The sequence below is a fragment of the Actinoplanes cyaneus genome (genome assembly GCF_016862095.1).
In the GTDB taxonomy this organism is placed as follows: Bacteria; Actinomycetota; Actinomycetes; order Mycobacteriales; family Micromonosporaceae; genus Actinoplanes; species Actinoplanes cyaneus.
The window spans coordinates 14,229-33,280 of sequence record NZ_BOMH01000081.1 but is presented as its reverse complement, the minus strand read 5'-3'; the positions used below and the strand labels follow the sequence as shown (position 1 = coordinate 33,280).

The window sequence follows — 19,052 nt, the reverse complement described above, 5'->3', positions numbered from 1 at the left end:
CCGCGGAGGCGGATCATCGGGGCATGGCCCGGAACCACGTCTCCCGGTCGTCCGGGTCCGGTCCGCGCCTGGGCTGCACCGGCACGTCCGCGTCGGTGACCGGCGCGTAGTGGTCGAAGCGGGTGGTCAGCACCGCCTCGCCGCCGGTGAGGTCGGGCAGGGCGGCCACCACCTGCGGCACCTGCGCGGACGGCAGGGTGCCGCTCACCTCCAGGTACCCGCCCGCGGAGACGCTGTCCAGGATGATCGCGCCGAGCCGGCCGAACAGCGCCAGCGCCGTGTCCACCGCGTGCGGCGGCAGGTTCACGTCGAACCGCTCGATGGGCTGGCACACCCGGCTGCCGGCCCGCCGCAGCGCGGCGGTCACCACGACCGGGGCCAGGTTCCGGAAGTCGGCCGCCACCGTCGAGAACGACTTGTTGAACTTCTGGTGCGCGTGACTCTGCCGGGGCCAGTACTGCGAGGACGTCATGGTGACCGTGCAGTCGGTGACCGGCCAGCCGTGCCGGCCCTGCTGCAGCGCGGCCCGTACGCCCTCCTCGGTGGCGGCGATGAACGCTGGAGGCAGCCGGCCCGGTTCGATCCCGGGCCGGAACTCGATGCCGTGGCCGACCGGGGCGGCCTCGACGCGCAGCCCGAGCCCGGCCAGGTACGGGTTGTCGCGCTCCCCGATCCGGTCCTGCGCCGTGCCGGTGCCGGCGACGCGTTCGATGCAGGCGGTCAGCGTGCCGGAGAACCGCACCTCGACGCCGTACCGGTCCTGCAGCAGCGCGGCGAGCACCTCCTTCTGGACCTCGCCGTGCAGGCGGATCACCGCCTCCTGCTGGTGCTCGTCGAGGCGCAGGTCGACCAGCGGGTCCTCGTCGGCCAGCTCGGCGAGCCCGGCGAACATCGCCAGCCGCTGCGCCGGGTCCACCGGTTCGACAACCGTCTGCCGGGTCGGCGGCGGGAACCGGTAGGCGTGCCGGCGGGGCGGGTCGCCGACGTGCTGGCCGATCCGGGCGGACAGGCCACGGACCGCCGCGATCTGACCGGCCCCCGCCGCCGGGCGTACCTGGACGCCGCCGGGCTCGCTGACGGCGATCTCGGTCACCGTCTGCGGCCGGCTGCCGGCCAGTTCCACCCGATCGCGTACGCGCAGGTGCCCGGACCACAACCGCAGCCAGGCCCGCCGCCCGCGGCCGTCCCGGTCGACGGCGAACACGGTGCCGGCCATCGGGGCGTCCGGCTCCGCGTCGAGCGGCAGCAGCTCGGCCAGGAGCCGGCGCAGCTCGGGCATCCCGGCCCCGGTGATCGCCGAGCCGCAGGCCACCGGCGTGATCCCGCCGCACCGGACGGCGTGCCGGATCGCGCCCCGCACCTCGCGGCCGGGCACCGGCTCGTCGGTCAGCCAGCGCGTCGCCACGGCGTCGTCCACCTCGGCCACCGCCTCGACCACCGATCCGGTGCTCAGGCCGACCGCCCGCACCCGGGCGTCGCGGGCGCCCTCACCGGTGACCGCGGTCAGCACGACCGGCTGCGCCGCGAGCCGGCGGCGCAGCTGGGTCACCACTCGGTCGACGTCGGCGCCACGGCGGTCCACCTTGTTGACGAACACCACCGTCGGTACGCCGATCCGGCGCAGCGCCCGCCAGATCGCGACGGTCTGCGGCTGGACGCCCTCGACCGCGGACACCACCAGCACAGCGGCGTCCAGCACGGCCAGCGACCGCTCGACCTCCGCGATGAAGTCCGGGTGGCCCGGTGTGTCCAGCAGGTTGATGCGCAGGTCGCCGAGGACGATCGAGGTGACGGCCGCCCGGATGGTGATGCCGCGCCGGCGCTCCAGGTCCATCGAGTCGGTCCGGGTGGTGCCCTCGTCGACGCTGCCGAGGCGGGTCACGGCGCCCGACTCGTAGAGCAGGCGCTCGGTCAGGCTGGTCTTCCCGGCATCAACATGGGCGACGATTCCAAGATTCAACAAAGTCAAGGCAGAGCTCCACGAGAGAACGGTCAAGGGCCGAAGACGTGGAAGCTGCTCGCATTGTCACTCCAAGATGGTGGGTACGCCGGAGTTCAGGTCTACCCGGTGCGGCGAGTGCTCGCCACCCATTTGCACCCGAAAGTCGTATGTCCGAGCGATCACTTGCCACCGATGCCCGCCGGTGGACGGCGCCGGAGCGTTCCCGGCGCCGTCGCGCGGCTCAGAGTCCGAGGCTGTCCCACAGGCCGGCCGAGTCCCCGGTGTAGCGGCGCGTGGCCAGCGCCCGTGCCGCCGCGGCGTACTCGTCGCGCCGGGCCAGGAAGTCCCGGACCACCTCGGGCGAGAGCTCCTGGGTGTTCGCACCGAAGCCGAGCTGCTCCACCATCATGCCGTTGAACTGCTGCTCGTAGACGTCGAACGGAACGGTCAGCGCCGGCTTGCCGAGGTAGACGCATTCCGACAGCACCGCGTGCCCGGCAGTGGTGATCACGGCCGAGCAGGAGGCCAGCGCCGACGTGAACGTGTCCCGGTCGAACGGGCGTACCTCGATGTTGGCCGGGGTGTCGGCGATGGAGGCCTTGGTGAAGACCGAGAACTTCACGTCGCCGCGCGATTCGGAGAGGATCTGCAGCATTTTGTCCAGGCTCTGCCGCGTCGGGCCGAACGGCGACAGGTAGACGACCACCGACGTCTCGTCCGCCTCGGGCGTCAGGGCGAGCACCTCCGGGCGCAGGACCGGCTCGATGATCCGGCCGGTGTAGCGCTCGTCGCGCTCCCAGTCCAGGGGGAAGAACGACGAGGCGATACGCTCGTCGGCCGCCGGGAAGAAGTACCGCAGCCGCGCCGCTTCCGCCTCCCGCGTGTACCCGCCGGCGTCGGGCGTGCGGTACAGCAGGAACTTGCTCTGCTGCTCGAGGGTTATCAGCCGGGAGCCGAGCATGTACGCGATCTGGGCGCTGGCCGGCTCGTAGTCGGTGAGCACCACGTCCGGTGCACCGCCGAGCTGCTGCATGACCTGCTCGCACAGGGCGAAGTTCCAGGCGTCGCCGCGCGGGTCCAGCGCACCGGCGTTGGCGGCACTCTGCGGCACGTCGACGCCGTCACTCGTCATGGCCAGCCAGCTGCCGGGGTGATGGGTGGGCACCGCGACCGGGACCGGCTGGGAGAAGGCGCCCGCCAGCGGGGGCAGACCGTCCCCGAAGGTCACCAGGGACACCCGGTGACCACGTTCCTGCAGCTGTCTCACCGTGGGGATCTGCAGGGAGATGTGTCCTTGGCCGTTCCCGCACGCGCCCACCAGGACGCGCTTCGCCGTTGCGGCGGTGCCCGTCGCGTTGTCATGGCTCGTCATGTTCGAGGCTTCCTTTCGGTAGCTGGTCCGGGCTCGGGTGTGCTACCCGATGGGGGAAAGCACATCGACGGCCGGCGGCTTGCGCGAGACGCGACCGGCCTCCGCCACGATGACGTCCCGCCATCGCGGGGGTAGTGCGGAGACGGCGGGCAGCACCCGGCACTGCTCGACGTCGCCGTCGTCGAACGGCAGGGCGAAGCCGGCCAGGGACAGCACCTGGGTGGGCGCTCCGGCGTCGAAGAGGGCGCGGTGCTCGGGTACCGGCGCCGCAGTCCGCCGGTCGAGCTCGACGCCGACGACCAGGGTGTCGACGCCGCCGACCAGGCCGCGGGCCACGCCGTGCGTGCGGCCGGGGCCGGACACGGCGTCGGCGAGGTCCCGCTCCGCGTCGTCGTGGAGTGCGTCGGCGTCGAGCCAGCCGCCGAACGACATCGCCAGCTCCAGACCCAGATGCGGCCATTTGGCGAGGTAGTAGCGGTTGTTGGGCCAGGCGGTCCGGCCGTTCTCGGCCTGGTCGCGGTGGTGCGGCAGGTGCAGTCCGTAGACGTCGGACGCCAGGACGATCGGCGTCCCGCTCGCGGCGACCCGGTAGGCCCACTCCTGGTCCTCCGGCCCCCAGCCGTGGAACCCCTCGTCGAACGTGAGGTCGTGCCGGAGTAGCACGCCGGTGGACAGGGCGATGATGCCGCCGCGAACGTGGGCCCACGGGTAGCGGCGTACGGCCGAGGCGAACTTGTCGCTCCATCGGATGTCCAGCGCGGCCCGGTCGGCGGTCGCGAGGCCGGCCAGGGCCTCGCGGTGCACCTCCCACGGTTGCGACCGGGGTGCTGCCACGTCCGCGTCGACGGCCTCGTCGTAGCCGATCATCTGCCCGGAGACGCAGACCTGCTGCCCGTGCTGGTAGTAGCGCTCCCACAGGTTGCTCAGGAAGTCGGCGGGGATCACCATGTCACAGTCGAGGAAGAGCACGACGTCGCCGGTGACCTGGCGCAGGGCGAGGTTCCGGGCCCGGCTGACACTCCAGTCGTCCCCGGCCACGACGGTGACGATGCGCAACCGGCCGGCGTACTCCTGGCACAGCGCGACGAACTCCGGCGAGTACTCCAGGCACCCGACGATCACCTCGAACGCGGTGTGTCCCAGCGTCTGCTCGGCGAGGGACGCGAACGCCATCCTGACGTTGGCCAGACGTTGCCGGTACGGCATGACCACACTGAACTTCATGAGACCTCCTCGACGACGCGACGCATCCAGCGACGCCGGTAGACGCGGTGGCCGCTGATGACGGTCTTGACGATCTCCTCGCTGTAGATGGCGAGGAGGATGACGCCGAACGGCAGATGCCAGACGAGCGCGGTGAGCGCGATGAGCGGCACCGCGACCAGCCATTGGCAGCCCAGGTCGGCGAAGACGATGTAGACGGTGTCGCCGCCGGCCCGCAGCAGACCGTTCTGCAGGGTGATGGCGAGGGAGCGGAAGACGAACAGCGCGCCGACGATGACCACCGCGTCCTTCGCCACGGCGAGCGATGCCGGGTCGACGCCACCGTAGATGTCGTCGATGAACGGCCGGGTGGCCATCAGCCCGAGCCCGAGGACCACCGCGGCACCGGTGCTCCACAGCAGCAGAGCCTTGGTGGTCCGCCAGGTCTCCTCGGCAGGTTCGTCCCGGCCCAGCCCGTTGCCGACGATCACGCCGGTGGCGGTGGCGATGCCGTTGACGAAGGCGATCGCGATGCCCTCGATCGCGATGACGATGGACAGCACGGCCAGTTCCAGGGTGCCGGCCCGGCCGACCAGCGCGGCGAAGACGAGGGTGCCGATGGCCCACGAGACGGAGCTGATCGAGACCGGCACGCCGACCCGGCGGATCACGGTGAGCAGGCCGGCGCGCAGACCGTCGCCGACGTCGGCGACGGTGAAGGCCATCGGGTGGCGCTTCGACCAGACCCAGGCGGCGAACAGGCCGGCCTCGACGATCGTGCTGATCAGCGTCGACCAGGCAGCGCCGGTGATGCCCAGCCGCGGCAGGCCGGCGTTACCGAAGATGAGCGCCCAGGCGAGCGCGATGTGCACCGCCAGGCCGACGAACGTGAAACGCATGCCGATCCGGGCCTCGCCGAGTGAGCGCAGGCTGCCGGCGAGGGCCGAGATGACGCCGAACGGCAGCACCATCCAGATGACCACCCGGACGTACCGCGTGCCGAGCTCGACCACGTGCGGATCGGACGTGCCGATCGACGCGATCTGCCGGGCGAACAGAAAGCACACGGTGCAGGCGACCGCGCCGAGACCCACCGCGACGAGCATGGTCAGCGCGGTGGCCTGCCGGGCCTTCGCGACGTCGCCGCTGCCCCAGAACTGGGCGATGAGGACCGCACCGCCGTCGGCCATGCCCATTGCGGCGAGCATGACGACGAGCAGGACCCGGCTGGAGTAGCCGACGGCGGCCACCTCGTCGGTGCCGAGTTGCGAGACCAGGAACGAGTCGACGACGCCGCGGGTCGACGACAGCAGCGCCTGGATGGCCACCGGCACCGCGGTCACCGCCAGCATCGCGACGAACCGGCGGTCCAGCGCGGTCCGGACGATGCCGGGCGAAGCCGTCGAGAGCGGTTTCCTCTCCGCTGCGGTCATAGGTGATCTCCGTACCGTGGTTGTCGGCCGTCCTCGTGGACGGTGGTGAGCCCGACGAGCCGGAAGTGGACTGTCAACAGCTTGGCATAATCTGGCAAAGCTGGCAACAACGCGCGCCTCGATCGGGTGGCCGGCCGCCCGGCAGGTTGGTAACGTCCCGGCAAGCAGCCCGGCAACTTCGTCCTACCCCGAAGGCGGACCATGACGACTCGACCCGTACGGATCGCGCTGCAACTTCAGCCCCAGCACGCCGACTACCGCCGGATCCGGCGTACCGCCGCGGAGGCGGAGGACCTCGGCGTCGACGTCCTGTTCAACTGGGACCATTTCTTCCCGCTCGACGGCGATCCCACCGGCCGGCACTTCGAGTGCTGGACGATGCTCGCCGCCTGGGCGGAGTCGACCTCGCGGGTGCAACTCGGCCCGCTGGTCAGCTGCAACAGCTATCGGAACCCGGACCTGCTCGCCGACATGGCCCGCACCGTGGACCACATCAGCGAGGGACGGCTCGTCCTCGGCATCGGATCCGGCTGGTTCGACCGGGACTTCGCCGAGTACGGCTACGCCTTCACCCCGGACGGCAGCCGCCTCGACGACCTGGCCGCCGCGCTGCTCCGGATCGAGCGGCGCTGGTCGCTGCTCAACCCGGCGCCGACGCGCAGGATCCCGGTGCTCATCGGTGGCGCCGGGGAGCGCAAGACGCTGCCGCTGGTCGCCCGGCACGCCGACATCTGGCACTGCTTCGGCGAGCCGGACGTGATCGCCCGCAAGCTGCGGGTGCTCGGCGAGCACTGCGCCGCCCGGGGCCGCGACCTCGCCGAGATCGAGGTGTCCACGACGGTCACCGGCGGCCCGACCGCACCGGGTGAGCCCGAGGATCTCGGCCGGCGGCTGCGCGATCTCGGCGTCTCGCTGTTCACCGTCGGCGCGAGCGGCCCCGACTACGACCTGGCCCCGCTGCGGCGCTGGCTCAAGTGGCGGGACGAGGAGAACAGCTGACCGAGCAGGGGCCGCCGGACGGGCCGGCGGCCCCTTCTCAGGCCGCTCCGTCCTCGGCCGGCGTCCAGTTCTCCCAGGCGCTGTGCACCATGTCGGTCACGTCGTGCCGCGCCCGCCAGCGCAGGTCCCGGCCGATCTTGTCCACCGCCGCGACGACCTCCGGCGGGTCCCCGGCGCGGCGCGGCGCGGTCTGCACGTCGACGGGGATGTCGGCGACCTCGCGCAGGGTGTCGATGACCTCCAGCACGGAGTAGCCCCGGCCGGTGCCGACGTTGTACACCTCGGCGACGGCGGACTCCTCCAGCCGCCGGATCGCCGCGGCGTGCGCGTCGGCGATGTCGGCGACGTGCACGTAGTCCCGGACCCCGGTGCCGTCGCGGGTCGGGAAGTCGTCGCCGGTCACCACGGCCGGACGTCCCGCGGCGACCCGCTCGAACACCTTCGGGAACAGGCTGCCGCCGCCCCGGTCGGCGAGCACCTCGTCGTCCGCGCCGACGACGTTGAAGAAGCGCAACGCGATCCACGAGATGCCGTGCGCCGCGCCGGCGGCGCGCAGCATCCACTCGCACATCAGCTTGGTCTCGCCGTACGGGTTGATCGGCGCGGCCGGGGTCTCCTCGGTGACGACCGGCTCCTCCGGCACGCCGTAGACGGCCGCACTGGAGGACAGCACCATCCGGGTGACCCCGGCGGACACCATCTCCTCCAGCAGCACCCGCATGCCGTCGAGGTTCTGCCCGTAGTACATCAGGGGGTCGGCGACCGATTCGGGCGCGGACTTGCGGGCGGCCAGGAAGGCCACTCCGGCGATGCGGTACTGCCGGAACAGCGTCGCGAGGGCTTCCCGGTCGGTGTCGGCGGCGACGATCAGCGGCACGTCGTCCGGCACCCGGGCCCGGTCGCCGGTGGACAGGTCGTCCAGCACCACGACCGGGCGGCCGTCGGCGATCAGGCGGCGTACGACGTGGGAGCCGATGTAGCCGGCGCCCCCGACCACCAGCCAGGTCATCGGAGCCCGCCCGGTGTGCGCGGCAGTGGTGCAGTTCGGGTGGAGGTCAACGGAATCTACCCCTCTCCGGATTCGTCGATCTGACGGTCGGGACCCCTTCAGCTTGCCAGCGTTGGCAAGTTTTGGCAAAGGGAGCGGGGAGATTGGCAATAACAGAGCCGGATCAGGCGGTACGGGCGAGGCGTGCACCGATGCACTCGGCAAGCTGCCGGGCGGTGGACTCGGCGACCACGTCGCGCCGGAAGAACACGGTCATCCGGTATCCGCCGTCCGCCCGTGGCCACAGCTCGGCGTGCAGGTCGAGCGGAACGTCGAGATAGGGCTGCCGGACGAAGGTGGTTCGCGCGCCGTCCAGCTCCAGGATCGCCGGAGCGTTGTTCTGCACGGCGAACATGGTCTGGAACAGCGGCGGCCGCTGGCGGCCCGGCGGCTCGTTCAGGATGAGGATGTCCTGGAACGGCACGTCCTGCGCCGCGAACGCCTCGGTGAACCTGTCCGCCGTCGCCCGCAGCGCGGCCGGTCCATCGGCGGGCGCCGTGCCGCGGTGGCGCAGGCAGAGCAGCGCGATGTGGCAGCCGACGGCCAGCTCCGAGCCGGGACCGTGGCGCTGGGCCACCGGTATGCCGACCGCGAAGTCGTCCTGGCCGGTGATCTCGGCCAGCGCGGTGACGTAGTGGTGCAGCAGCGCGGCGAACCGGCTGACCCTGGCCGCCCGCGCGGAGGCGTCGACCGCGGCGACCACCCGCGGCTCGATCGGCACCTCGACGAGGCCGAGTGCCGACCGGCCGCTCGCCGGCTGATCACCCGGCCACTGCAACGCCGGCACGCCGTTCAGCTCGGCACGCAGCCGGTCGCGATGCTCGTCCACCGAACTGGCAGCGACCCGGGCCAGATAGTCGCGGTGCGAGCGCGCCAACGACGGCGGAGCCGGGCTGTCCGGCAGCGCCGTGCCGCGCCGCGCCGCGTTGTACGCGGTGGCGAGGTCGCGGGCGAACACCGACTCCGACCAGCCGTCGAAGGCGATGTGATGCACCACGCAGCCGAACACGCTGACGTCGCCGGCCTCGACGACCCCGGCACGCCACACGTCGCCCTCCTCGATCAACAGCTCGGCGGAGAACAGGGTGCGCAGCGCGGCCACCGCCGCCTCCACCGACGGCTGCGCCGGCAGGGTCTCCAGCGGCGGCGGGTCGATGTCGAGGACCCGCGCCACCGGCCGCGGGTCGGACAGGTAGGCCGCACGCAGCGGCTCGTGCCGCGCGTGCACCGCGGCGAGCGCCGTCACCAGCGCGGCGTGGTCCAGCGGGCCGTCGACCACCCAGGTGACCAGGCAGTGCGAGGTCAGATCGGCAGGGTCCAACAGGTGCCGGGTCAGGTAGATCAGCTGGATCGGCGTCAACGGGACGACGCCGACGTCACGGGGCTCGGCGGCGTCGTCGTCCCCGGCCGGCGGACCGGCGTCGATCCAGGCGGCGACAGCGCGGGCGGTCGGGTCGGCGACGAGCCTGGCGAGCGGCACCGGCCGGCCCAGCCGGGCCGCGAGCCGCGCACACACCCGGCCGAGGTCCAGCGACGTGCCGCCGAGGTCGGTCAGGGGCACCTCGACCGGTACGCCGGAGCGGCCCAGCACTTCGGCGAAGATGCCGGCGACGAGGGCGGTCGACGCATCGCCGGCGGCCGCCGCGGTATCGCCCTGCGGGACGTGGTGCGCGGTCCCGGCCGAGCCGGCCAGCAACGCCCGCTCGTCCAGCTTGCCCTGGGCCGTCGTCGGGAACGCGTCGACGGCCACGACCTGAGCCGGCAGCTGGTACCCGGGGAGCACCTCGCCCAGCGTGGACCGGGCGCCGGTCAGCGGGTCGCCGGCCCGGTGCGGCACACAGCAGGCGATCAGTCGCGGCTCGGTGCCGGTGCGGTCCACCACCACCCGGCACGACCGCACCGGCAGCAGCTCCTCGACACGGCGCTCGATCTCGGCCGGCTCGACCCGATGTCCCCGCACCTTCACCTGCCGATCCGCCCGGCCACGGAAGTGCAGCAACCCGTTGCCGTCGACCGTCCCCAGGTCGCCGGTGCGGTACGCGCGCACGTCACGGCCGTCGATCCGGACGGTGACGAAGCTGCTCGCGGTGAGCTGCTCGTCGCCCAGGTACCTCAGGCCCAGGCCGGCGCCCGTCACGCAGACCTCGCCGATCTCGCCGGGCGCGCACGGCCGGTCGCCGTCGAGGACGTGCACCTCCGTGCCGGGCACCGGCCGGCCGAGCGGAATCCCGTCCGGCCGGTCGACGTCGGAGGGCACGATCCGGTGGGTGGTGGCGAACACCGTGCTCTCCACCGGGCCGTACCCGTTGAGCAGCACGATGTCCGGGTGCCGGCGCAGGAATCGCTCGACGTGCGTCGGGGAGAGCCGCTCGCCGCCGATCATCAGGTGACGCAGGCCGCGGAACGCGTCAACGTCCTCGTCGACCACCATGTTGAACAGGCTGCTGGTCAGCCAGGCGGTGGTCACGCCGTGCCGCTCGATGCCGGCGCGCAGCCCGTCGGCGTTCAGGTACGGCCCGTCGACGATCACCGAGGTGCCGCCGTTGAGCAGAGCGCCCCACAGCTCCAGCGAGAAGGCGTCCCACGGCACCGGCGCGGCCAGCGGGATGACCGTGTGCTCGTCGAAGGGCAGGAACGAGCCGGGCCGGAACAGCCGGGCGGTGGCGCGATGCGGGGTGAGCACGCCCTTGGGCCGTCCGGTCGTCCCGGACGTGAAGAACACGCAGCACGGCGCGTCGCCGCGCAGCTCGGCCGGCCGGAACTCGGGCGGCGCGGCGACCTGCGGCGCGGGCGAGGTCCACACCGGCAGGTCGAGCCCGTCCACCTCTGCGGAGGCGATCACCAGGGGCGCGTCCAGCATCGCGGTGACCTCCCGCAACCGGGCGGCCGGCCAGGCCGGGTCCAGCAAGGCGTACGCGGCCCCCGCCTTCAGGACGGCCAGCAGCGCGATCACCAGATCCGCCTCGCGGGGCAGGATGATCGGGACCTGGTCGCCCGGGCCGACGCCGGCGGCGGTGAGCCCGGCCGCCCACGCGTCAGCGGTGGCGTCCAGCTCGCCGTAGCTGAGCCGCCGCTGAGGTGCGATGACCGCGGGAGCGTCGGGCCGCTGCCGGGCCAGGCGTGCGATGCGCTGGTGCAGGCCCTCGTCGAGTTCGATGGACGGTTCCGCCGACACTGCCATTTCTGTCAGCACAGACTTGCCTCCCCGCATGCCGAGCCGCATGACGGCGCGGTCGTTGCCAGAACCCTCGTCATGTTGCCACCGCTTGCCTAGTGCGGCAACTTCGCGGGGAACGGCTGGCACGGCCAGGGCAACGGGCTCCGGTGGGAGGCGGACCGCTACGACTCGAGGCGCTGGGCGAGGGCCTCGGCCATGGTGCGCCACAACTCCGCGGCCAGGTCCGGGTTGCGCGCCTCCTGCGCCTCCTGGGCGAGTTGCTGCAGCTTGTGGATGCCCTTGTCCCGGTCGCCGTCCAGGATCTGCATCCGGCAGCACAACGCCTGATAGCGGATCCGGTCGCGGAACGACAGCAGCAACGTGTGCTCGTCGATCTCCGCGCAGATCGCCCGGGCCTCGTCCAGCCGGCCCTGCTCGAACGCCAGGTAGGCACGCAACGTGCTCAGCTGCTGATGGTGCAGCTCGCTGCCGACCACCTGCAGCACCGGCGCCACCTCGTCGAGCCGTTCCTGTGCGCAGGTGGTCCGTGCGGGCGTCAGTTGCAGATACAGAGAGGCCGCGGCCAGCCGCAGGCGGACCCACAGCAGCAGGTTCTCCCGGCCGTCGGAGCCGAGCAACGCCCGCTCCAGCAGATCCTCGGCGCCACGGTAGTCACCCTGCCGCATGCGGACCGTGGACGCGGCCCACAACGCCTCCACCCGCAGTGTCCCGGTCGCATTGTCGGTCAGGGCGCACAGCTCGTCGGAGTGTGCCCACGCCTCGGCGAGCCGGCCCAGCTCGGCCTCCGCCGAGACGAGCGCCTGCAACGCGCCGGCCCGGTCCTCGACCGACAGTCCCTCGGCGGCACGCCACGCCAGCAGCGCGTGCTCCAGCGCCGCGTCGTTGTCACCCAGCATCCGGCTGCACCGGGACAGCTGGGTGTGCGCCCGGGTCCGCAGCTCCGGCACGCCCAGCTCGTCGCTGAGCTGGACCAGCTCGATCAGGAGCGCCTGCTGCTCCTCCGACCGCCCCTGCGCCTGGTGCGAGCGGGCCAGCAGCCACAGCCCCTGCCAGCGCAGTGCCGGGTCCCAGTCGTCGCCCTTGCGCAGCGCCTCGGCGAGTAGTTCGCTGGTCCGCTCGTCGGCGTTGCCGGAGATGACGGCGGCGAGGAACTGGACCAGCGACGACGTCTGGGTGCTCGGCGGCCCGCTCTCCCCTGCCGGCGACGCGGCGAACTGGTTGACCGGCACCCCGAGCCGCTCCGCGAGGTAGTCCGCGATGCGCTGGTTGGGCTTGCGAGCACCGGACTCCAACCGGGACAGGTACCCGGTGGACATGCCGTCGCCCGCGAGGGCGGCCTGTGAGAGCCCCTGCTTCACGCGCAGCGCTCGCAGACGCTGGCCGAAAGTCGGTTGATCGAGCATCTCACCATCTCGGGTACCAGGTTGTGGGAACGTATCTCTGCTTGGAGTATGCGCACATGCCTCCTGCACTGGCAACTCTTGTCAAGCCGTGGAGCTGGGCGGCTGCCCCGGCCGCACCGCGAAACACCGGTCAGGTGGCAACCGGTGAGCGGCTCGTCGCCAGCGCCGCGTCGACGAGGAACTTGGTGGCCCAGATCGGGAAGGCGTTCGGCTCGAACGCTCCACTCTGCGGCCACGACCCCGGCAGCGCACCCACCGCGGCCGGTTCCAGCGGTTGCCACACCTGCAGCGCTGCCAGCCGGTCCATCACCTCGAGGCACCGCTGGGCGAGAGCCCGGTCGCCGCGCCGCGCCGCGACGTCCCACCACACGACGACCATCTGGGCGTCACCGGTCAGGCAGGCATAATCGGCGTACGGCTCGAATCCCGGCCCGATCTCGCCCGGCAGCAGCGGATGCAGGGGGCTGCGCAGGTCGGCCAGCCGCAGCGCGCAGTCACTGGCCGCCGCGACGCAGCGGGCACCGAGGTCGCCGCCGACCAGGTCACCGCCGCGCAGCAGGCCCCGCAACGCGTACCCGATGGTGTGGGTCCACGGTGCCCGGTTCTCCTCGAAGGCCATCGCGTCGATCCACCCGTCCGGCCGGACCCGGGTGAGGATCCAGTCCAGCGACCGCTCGGCGTGCCGCGCGTACGCCGGATCGCCGGTGGCCCGGGACAGCTCGGCCAGCGCCCAGGCGACCCGGGAGGAGTAGGTGTTCGGGAAACCGAGATGGGACAGCCAGGACCCGTCCGCCCGCTGCATGTCGCCGACCCACCGGCCGGCCCGCGCCGCCGACTCCAGCAGGGCCGGGTCCTCGGTGCGTCGCCAGAGCGCCACCAGACCCAGCACGATCTGCCCGGCGTCGAAGACGGCCGGCTGCCCCTCGAGGCCGAGGTTCGGGAAGGCGCCGTCCGGCAACTGGATCTCCCGTAGCCATCGGCCCACCTCGACCGCGCGGTCCGCCAGCGGGGCCCGGTCGAGCACCCGCGCGGCCCGCAGCATGGTCGGCAGCAGGTAGCCGCTCGTCTCCGGGTACGCCGGTTGCCAGCCCGTGGCCAGGTCGTAGCCGGCCGAGATGCCCCGGCGCCCGGTGACGTCGTGCGCGCGCTCGATCCAGGTCATCCCGGCCGCGACGATCTTCTGCGCGGTTCCGTCCATCACGCGGTCCCTTCGTGGTGAGCACTTGGTCGTCTCACCATCACACCTCTTGCCAAGACTGGCAAATCTTGTCAATGACTGGCACAATCGTGATCCTGGCGGCGTCGCGCTCACTCGCCGACCGCTTCCCGGAGCTGTTCGAGGGCCGCGCCCCGGGCGCCGCGATCGATTGGAGACCCCATGACCGACGTCTCGACGCCCCAGCGCAACTGGGCCCGCAACGTGACCTACCGCGCCGCGCGACTCCACCGGCCCGCCACGACGGACGAGCTGCGTCGCACTGTCGCGGAGAACCCGCGGATCCGGGCACTCGGCAGCGGCCACTCGTTCAGCCTGGTCGCCGACACCACGGCCGACCTGGTCCGGCTGGACCTTCTGCCCGCCGGCGTGGAGCTGGACACCGCGGGCCGGACCGTGCGGGTGTCGGCCGGCACGACGTACGCGCGCCTCGCGACCGAGCTGCACCGAGCCGGCTTCGCGCTGGCCAACCTGGCGTCCCTCCCGCACATCTCGGTGGCCGGCTCGTGTGCCACCGCGACCCACGGCTCCGGCGCGACGCTCGGCTGCCTGGCCTCCGCCGTACGGGCCGTCGAGCTCGTCGGTCCCGACGGCGACCTGCTGGCCCTCAGCCGGGACAGCCATCCCGACACGTTCCCCGGCACGGTGGCGGCACTGGGCGCCCTCGGCGTGGTGGCCGGGCTGACGCTCGACGTCGAGCCCACCTACGAGGTGAGCCAGCGCATGCTCGTCGACGTGCCCCTCGACGCGGTGCAGGAGAGTCCGGACGACGTCTTCGCCACCGGGTACAGCGTCAGCGTCTTCACCAAGTGGCACGGCGGCCGGGCCAACGTACTGGTGAAGCGGCGCCCTGACCGCCCGGCCGGACCGTGGTCGTGGGGCCGGCAGGCGACGGTGCCGGTGCATCCCGTGCCGGAGCAGTCCGCGGAGAACTGCACCGCGCAGCTGGACCAGCCGGGCCCCTGGCACGAACGGCTGCCGCATTTCCGGCCCGAATACGTGCCCGGTTCCGGACGAGAGCTGCAATCGGAGTACTTCGTCCCCCGCCACCGCGCCGCCGAGGCGATCGCCGCCGTCCGGCAGATCAGCGACCGGCTCGCACCGGTCCTGCAGATCTCGGAGCTCCGCGTGGTGCGCGAGGACGACCTGTGGCTGAGCCCGGCCTACCGCCGTGACAGCCTCACCCTGCACTTCACCTGGGCCGACGACCTCGCGGCCGTACTGCCGGCGATCGAGGCCGTCGAGGAACAGCTACGGCACCTCGAGCCGAGGCCGCACTGGGGCAAACTCACCAGAATCCCGCCGCGCGAGATCGCCGCCGGATATCCCCGAGCCACCGACTTCGACAAGCTCAGGAACACTGTCGACCCGCACGGCAAGTTCCGCAACGACTTCGTCGACGCGCTGTTCCCGGCCACCTCCCGGCCCGACCCCACCCTCAGCGCCCCCGGCGGCCACTCCTCCTGCATCTCCCCGGAGTTCCTGTAACCGCGCCAGGTCACCCCCGACCGGGCTCCCTGCTGCTGTAGAACTACCGAATGTCCCCGCCTGCGCAGCGGTGGCCGGAGTGCCTACCGGTCGCACACGAGCTCAGGATGCACTACCCACAACGGTGGGTCAGATTTCACAGCCTGCCGGAGTCGAGACGCTACCCGCGAACCGAGGACGAGTACGCCACGGTGTCGATGCGGCACCGCACGGTCTTGGGCAGGCTGTCCCGCCGATTCGGAACTCCTCGTCGTCACGAACGAATGGACCGAGAGCAAGGCACTCCCCTCTCCACCGTCGTCACGACGCGCGGACCTGATGCCCCGCGCACAGTACTGGCGCACCGTTGCCCTGGATGCCGACACCGACTCGGACGAACAGCTCCACATGCAGCTGCACGTCGAGTCTTCGGGCCTCGACTCCCCTGAACTGGACCCGTTGCTGCGCGCTGTCGCGGATGACGAGCTGGCCAACGTCATAGTGACTCCGCCAGGCTTGGAGTGGCTCTACCACCCCTACGACGGAGGAGCCGACGTCATTCTGCCGACCCGTGAGCAACGCGACGCCCTGAAGCTGGAGTACCGGAGTTGGCTGTCCAACCACCCAGCGTGGCTGTAGACCGCTCCCCCAAAGCCGGCTGGCCACAGCAGCGATCGGCACCTACTGGGCACCGCCGGCCGCAGCGTGCTATGGCCGGCGCAGCAGATTGGCCGCGCGGCGCCCTGCCCGTGCCCGGTCGGCCGCCGGCAACATCCAGCTCACCCCGAAAGCACCGGCCTGCTAAGCCAGCGGAGCGATTCGTCAGGTAAGGAATGCCCCAGCAAGACCACACGACTCCCAGGCCGTAGGAGTAGTTGTTCCCGCACGTCAAGCAATATGTGCGACGTTCACAGCCTCGTGCCATTACGAGCCCGACATGGCTCGCGCTGGAGCCTTCGTCCCCGCGCCCAGAATTCTTAGCGCGTGGTAGCGAACAACCATTTCGAGGATCTGAACCACCTCGCTAAGTCTATCTGGCCTGTAGCGACGCGAACCTGCGCTGACTCAACAAGAAGACGGAGCCGACGCACTGAGGCCCTGATCCGACCCGTTCATGTCATAGTCACATTAAGCTAAACTCGCCCCATGACCACCAGAGACCATGCTCTCCTGCGCATAGCGGTGGACCTCTGTGTCTTGACGGTGCGCGAGGGCAGTCTGCAGGCCCTCATCATCACCCGGGGCAACGAGCCGTTCGCCGGACGGCTGGCCCTGCCGGGCGGTTTCGTGCGGACCGACGAGGACATCCCCGATGCCGCGATACGCGAGCTGGGTGAGGAGACCGGCCTCGATCTCGGCCGCCTGCACCTTGAGCAATGCGGCGTGTATGGCGAGCCGGACCGTGATCCCCGGGGCAGGGTGATCAGCGTGGCTCACCTGGTTGTCATGCCTGATCTCCCACTGCCGGTCGCCGGATCCGACGCCAGCGGCGCCGCATGGAGGCCGGTCGACGAGATCCGCGGTGGTCTGGCGTTCGACCACGACCGCATTCTGAACGAGGCGGTCGAGCGGGCCCGGCGGCGGCTGGAGCTGACCACGCTCGCCACAAGGTTCTGCCTGCCCGAATTCACCATCGGCGATCTGCGAACGGTTTACGAGATCGTCTGGGGTGAACCCGTGGACCCGCGCAACTTCAGCCGCAAGGTCGTCAACACCGAAGGGTTCGTCCAGCCGACCGGCACGAAACGGGTACCGCCGACCGGCCGGCCTGCGGCGCTCTACCGCACCGGGGCGGCCACGACGCTGAATCCGCCGATCTTGCGCGCCGGCGGCCACTGACGACGGTGTGGGCATCCCTGGCGGGCTGCCCACACCGCTACCGGACCGCGGTCAGCGGCAGGCCTGGATTCTTCCGTCCCAGTTGCTACCGGCCGGGCACACGGGCCCGGCAACGGCCGGGGCGACGAAGGTGGCCGGACTCAGAGTGAGGGCGACAGCCGTGGCCACGAGGATCACGGCGCGGCGCAGGTTCTTACCCATGGTGATTCCTTTCTGGAGCTGGCTCGGTGGGTTCGTGTGACGAGAGGACCCGGCGCTCGCGTTTCTCCGGCGTCCGGACGGGACGGGGGAGGCGAAGGTTGGCCGACCTTCACGCGGCGCCCCGCGCGGCCGGTCCCCGGCAGGACGGCACTTGCGCCGACTGCCCAGCGGCGTGCGAAACCCTGGCGATCGTCCGCTCGACCGGGCCCACAAACCTTACTGTCAGACTCACATTAACCACGCCTCGACTTTATGTCAATCACACATAAATTCTGTTACCGTCAGTTCAGCCCCCGACACTCTCTGCACCGAGGTGCGACTATGACGCTTCGCAGATTCGACCTCCTCCTGACCATCGCCATGGCCCTCTTGGTCGGCGTGCTCGGCGCGCTCGACCTGGTGAGCCCCGCGGTCACCGGCGGCACAACCCTCGCCACCCTGGGCCTGCTCGCCATCAGTTCCCTGCACAGCCGATCCGCGCTGGCGGCACTGAACCAGTCGGTCGCCGACCTCGACCACGATCTGAACGGGCGCGGCAGCGCCGATCAACTGCTCGGCCGTTCGACGTTCGGCGCGGATCTTGACCTCGGCACCACCGGCGATATCCGCATCATGGGCGTCACCCTGGCTCGGACCCTACGGAGCCAGTACGCGGCGCTGGGCCAACGTCTCGATCACGGCGCGAGCGTGCGCATCGCACTGATCGCGCCGCAGCCGGTGACCCTCGGCGAGGCGGCCCGTCGCAGCACCATGGCGGACAATCCCGAGATCTTCGAGCACCGGCTGCGGCCCACTATGGACCTGCTGGACGACCTAGCCGCGCGGGCGGCGGGCGGACCGGGCCGCCTCCGGATCCGGCTCCTGGACTTCGTGCCGGCATTCGGCCTGATCGCGCTGGACCCCGAACTGCCACACGGGCAGGCCCACGTCGAGGTCTACTCGCACCGCAGCGGCACTCCTGAGCCGACACTCCCCCTGTACGCCGACCCCGACCCGTACTGGCTGAGGCATTTCACCGCGGAGTTCGACAAGGTCTGGGCGGCCGGAAAGCCCTACGGAGGACCACAATCAGTTGGTGCGCCCGCTCGCGGCGGCCAGCATCCGCAGGGCACGCGACGAATCCCGGAAGCGGTCACCGGTACGCAACAGGCGGCGGATGGTGGTCACGGCGTCGTCCGCCGCACACCAGGACAGGTCAATTCCGGTGGCCGGCGGCAGCTCCAGCCGGCCGGCGACACTGGGATGGACCACCACGACGGCACTCACGCGGTGTCCTCGAGGCTGTAGCCGGCGCAGGCGGCGAACCGCGCCGAACAGGGGGCGCACCGACTGACCGATATAGGTTTTGCCACAGTGGACAGCGCCGGCTGGCGACGTGACGTAGGAACCGGGCGGCCAGGCGACCGTCTCGACCAGCACCACGTGCGGCCCGGCGCTGACGGCGTACGGCAGCGGCGGGTGACCGTCGAGGCGGACCGCCGGGTACAGCCGGACGCCGGGCACCCGGCCCAGTCCGGACAACAGCTCGCCGGTGCGGCGGGCCACCTCGTACGCCGTCGTCCCGATCGGACGGAGCGGGCGCCGTTCGGTGTCGACGATCCCGGCCAGGTGGCCATGCCGGTCCTCGTGCATCAGCAGCGCTCCCCCGCACTATCCGTTACGTCGCGATGATGTCGCGCAATTCAGCCACAACTGTCTACGGTGGTGCTTCCTCAGCCCTACCCGGCAGTGGGCATCGGTCCGCCGGTGCT

Annotated in this window: 13 protein-coding genes and 2 pseudogenes; 6 read left to right on the top strand and 9 right to left on the bottom strand. The window is 71.4% G+C overall.

Translation table 11 applies throughout. The annotated features are described in order from the left end of the window. Positions 1-13 precede the first annotated feature (13 nt). The 4 genes from Acy02nite_RS42720 to Acy02nite_RS42705 all read right to left on the bottom strand — a co-directional run bounded on the left by Acy02nite_RS42720 (position 14) and on the right by Acy02nite_RS42705 (position 5,950). Positions 14-1,960, bottom strand: a complete 1,947-nt coding sequence (locus Acy02nite_RS42720; protein WP_239175781.1) for an elongation factor G — start codon at positions 1,958-1,960, stop codon at positions 14-16. A gap of 223 nt (positions 1,961-2,183) precedes the next feature. Continuing rightward, a complete protein-coding gene (locus Acy02nite_RS42715; RefSeq protein ID WP_203754969.1) occupies positions 2,184-3,314 on the bottom strand; it encodes a glycosyltransferase family protein in 1,131 nt (376 codons plus the stop codon). 42 nt (positions 3,315-3,356) lie between these two features. Beyond that, entirely contained in the window at positions 3,357-4,538 is a 1,182-nt protein-coding gene (locus tag Acy02nite_RS42710; RefSeq protein WP_203754967.1) for a glycosyltransferase, read from the bottom strand. Then, positions 4,535-5,950, bottom strand: coding sequence for an MATE family efflux transporter (locus tag Acy02nite_RS42705; RefSeq protein WP_203754965.1), 1,416 nt, complete (start codon positions 5,948-5,950; stop codon positions 4,535-4,537). Before Acy02nite_RS42705 ends, Acy02nite_RS42710 begins: the two co-directional genes overlap by 4 nt. Before the next feature lie 201 nt (positions 5,951-6,151). Here Acy02nite_RS42705 and Acy02nite_RS42700 point away from each other — a divergent pair, with 201 nt between their 5' ends. Next, positions 6,152-6,949 carry an LLM class F420-dependent oxidoreductase gene (locus tag Acy02nite_RS42700; RefSeq protein ID WP_203754963.1) on the top strand — a complete coding sequence of 266 codons (798 nt, stop codon included), beginning with the start codon at positions 6,152-6,154 and terminating at the stop codon, positions 6,947-6,949. Between the two features lie 37 nt (positions 6,950-6,986). On the opposite strand, the gene galE is transcribed toward Acy02nite_RS42700, so the two are convergent. The 4 genes from galE to Acy02nite_RS42680 form a co-directional block, all read right to left on the bottom strand. Continuing rightward, positions 6,987-7,958, bottom strand: a complete 972-nt coding sequence (gene galE, locus Acy02nite_RS42695; RefSeq protein ID WP_203754961.1) for a UDP-glucose 4-epimerase GalE — start codon at positions 7,956-7,958, stop codon at positions 6,987-6,989. Between the two features lie 163 nt (positions 7,959-8,121). After that, entirely contained in the window at positions 8,122-11,178 is a 3,057-nt protein-coding gene (locus Acy02nite_RS42690) for a non-ribosomal peptide synthetase (RefSeq protein ID WP_203754958.1), read from the bottom strand. A 158-nt stretch (positions 11,179-11,336) separates the two neighbouring features. Then, positions 11,337-12,578: a helix-turn-helix domain-containing protein gene (locus Acy02nite_RS42685; protein ID WP_203754955.1), complete on the bottom strand. Its 1,242-nt coding sequence runs from the start codon at positions 12,576-12,578 to the stop codon at positions 11,337-11,339. A gap of 130 nt (positions 12,579-12,708) precedes the next feature. Further along, positions 12,709-13,779: a glycoside hydrolase family protein gene (locus Acy02nite_RS42680; RefSeq protein ID WP_203754952.1), complete on the bottom strand. Its 1,071-nt coding sequence runs from the start codon at positions 13,777-13,779 to the stop codon at positions 12,709-12,711. Between the two features lie 177 nt (positions 13,780-13,956). On the opposite strand from Acy02nite_RS42680, the gene Acy02nite_RS42675 reads away from it, so the two are divergent. The 4 genes and pseudogenes from Acy02nite_RS42675 (at position 13,957) to Acy02nite_RS42665 (ending at position 17,100) form a co-directional block, all read left to right on the top strand. Then, positions 13,957-15,282 carry a D-arabinono-1,4-lactone oxidase gene (locus Acy02nite_RS42675; RefSeq protein WP_203754949.1) on the top strand — a complete coding sequence of 442 codons (1,326 nt, stop codon included), beginning with the start codon at positions 13,957-13,959 and terminating at the stop codon, positions 15,280-15,282. A 50-nt stretch (positions 15,283-15,332) separates the two neighbouring features. Beyond that, positions 15,333-15,449: pseudogene (locus Acy02nite_RS47840) on the top strand (DUF3885 domain-containing protein); the annotation flags it as partial. A gap of 124 nt (positions 15,450-15,573) precedes the next feature. Next, a pseudogene (locus Acy02nite_RS46965) lies at positions 15,574-15,900 on the top strand (DUF3885 domain-containing protein); the annotation flags it as partial. Positions 15,901-16,407: 507 nt separating this feature from the next. Continuing rightward, a complete protein-coding gene (locus Acy02nite_RS42665) occupies positions 16,408-17,100 on the top strand; it encodes an NUDIX hydrolase (RefSeq protein ID WP_203754947.1) in 693 nt (230 codons plus the stop codon). Positions 17,101-17,151: 51 nt separating this feature from the next. On the opposite strand, the gene Acy02nite_RS42660 is transcribed toward Acy02nite_RS42665, so the two are convergent. Then, a complete protein-coding gene (locus tag Acy02nite_RS42660; RefSeq protein ID WP_203754945.1) occupies positions 17,152-17,301 on the bottom strand; it encodes a hypothetical protein in 150 nt (49 codons plus the stop codon). Between the two features lie 321 nt (positions 17,302-17,622). Here Acy02nite_RS42660 and Acy02nite_RS42655 point away from each other — a divergent pair, with 321 nt between their 5' ends. Continuing rightward, positions 17,623-18,588 (top strand): hypothetical protein, encoded by a 966-nt coding sequence (locus Acy02nite_RS42655; protein ID WP_203754943.1) that lies wholly within the window; start codon positions 17,623-17,625, stop codon positions 18,586-18,588. Positions 18,589-19,052: the final 464 nt, after the last annotated feature.

Excerpts from the sequence above, each read along its gene's own strand:
- Acy02nite_RS42655 (WP_203754943.1), top strand. The coding sequence starts at position 17,623 with ATGACGCTTCGCAGATTCGACCTCCTCCTGACCATCGCCATGGCCCTC.
- Acy02nite_RS42685 (WP_203754955.1), bottom strand. The coding sequence starts at position 12,578 with ATGCTCGATCAACCGACTTTCGGCCAGCGTCTGCGAGCGCTGCGCGTG.
- Acy02nite_RS42665 (WP_203754947.1), top strand. The coding sequence starts at position 16,408 with ATGACCACCAGAGACCATGCTCTCCTGCGCATAGCGGTGGACCTCTGT.
- galE (WP_203754961.1), bottom strand. The coding sequence starts at position 7,958 with ATGACCTGGCTGGTGGTCGGGGGCGCCGGCTACATCGGCTCCCACGTC.
- Acy02nite_RS42690 (WP_203754958.1), bottom strand. The coding sequence starts at position 11,178 with ATGGCAGTGTCGGCGGAACCGTCCATCGAACTCGACGAGGGCCTGCAC.
- Acy02nite_RS42710 (WP_203754967.1), bottom strand. The coding sequence starts at position 4,538 with ATGAAGTTCAGTGTGGTCATGCCGTACCGGCAACGTCTGGCCAACGTC.
- Acy02nite_RS42660 (WP_203754945.1), bottom strand. The coding sequence starts at position 17,301 with ATGGGTAAGAACCTGCGCCGCGCCGTGATCCTCGTGGCCACGGCTGTC.
- Acy02nite_RS42715 (WP_203754969.1), bottom strand. The coding sequence starts at position 3,314 with ATGACGAGCCATGACAACGCGACGGGCACCGCCGCAACGGCGAAGCGC.
- Acy02nite_RS42700 (WP_203754963.1), top strand. The coding sequence starts at position 6,152 with ATGACGACTCGACCCGTACGGATCGCGCTGCAACTTCAGCCCCAGCAC.
- Acy02nite_RS42675 (WP_203754949.1), top strand. The coding sequence starts at position 13,957 with ATGACCGACGTCTCGACGCCCCAGCGCAACTGGGCCCGCAACGTGACC.
- Acy02nite_RS42705 (WP_203754965.1), bottom strand. The coding sequence starts at position 5,950 with ATGACCGCAGCGGAGAGGAAACCGCTCTCGACGGCTTCGCCCGGCATC.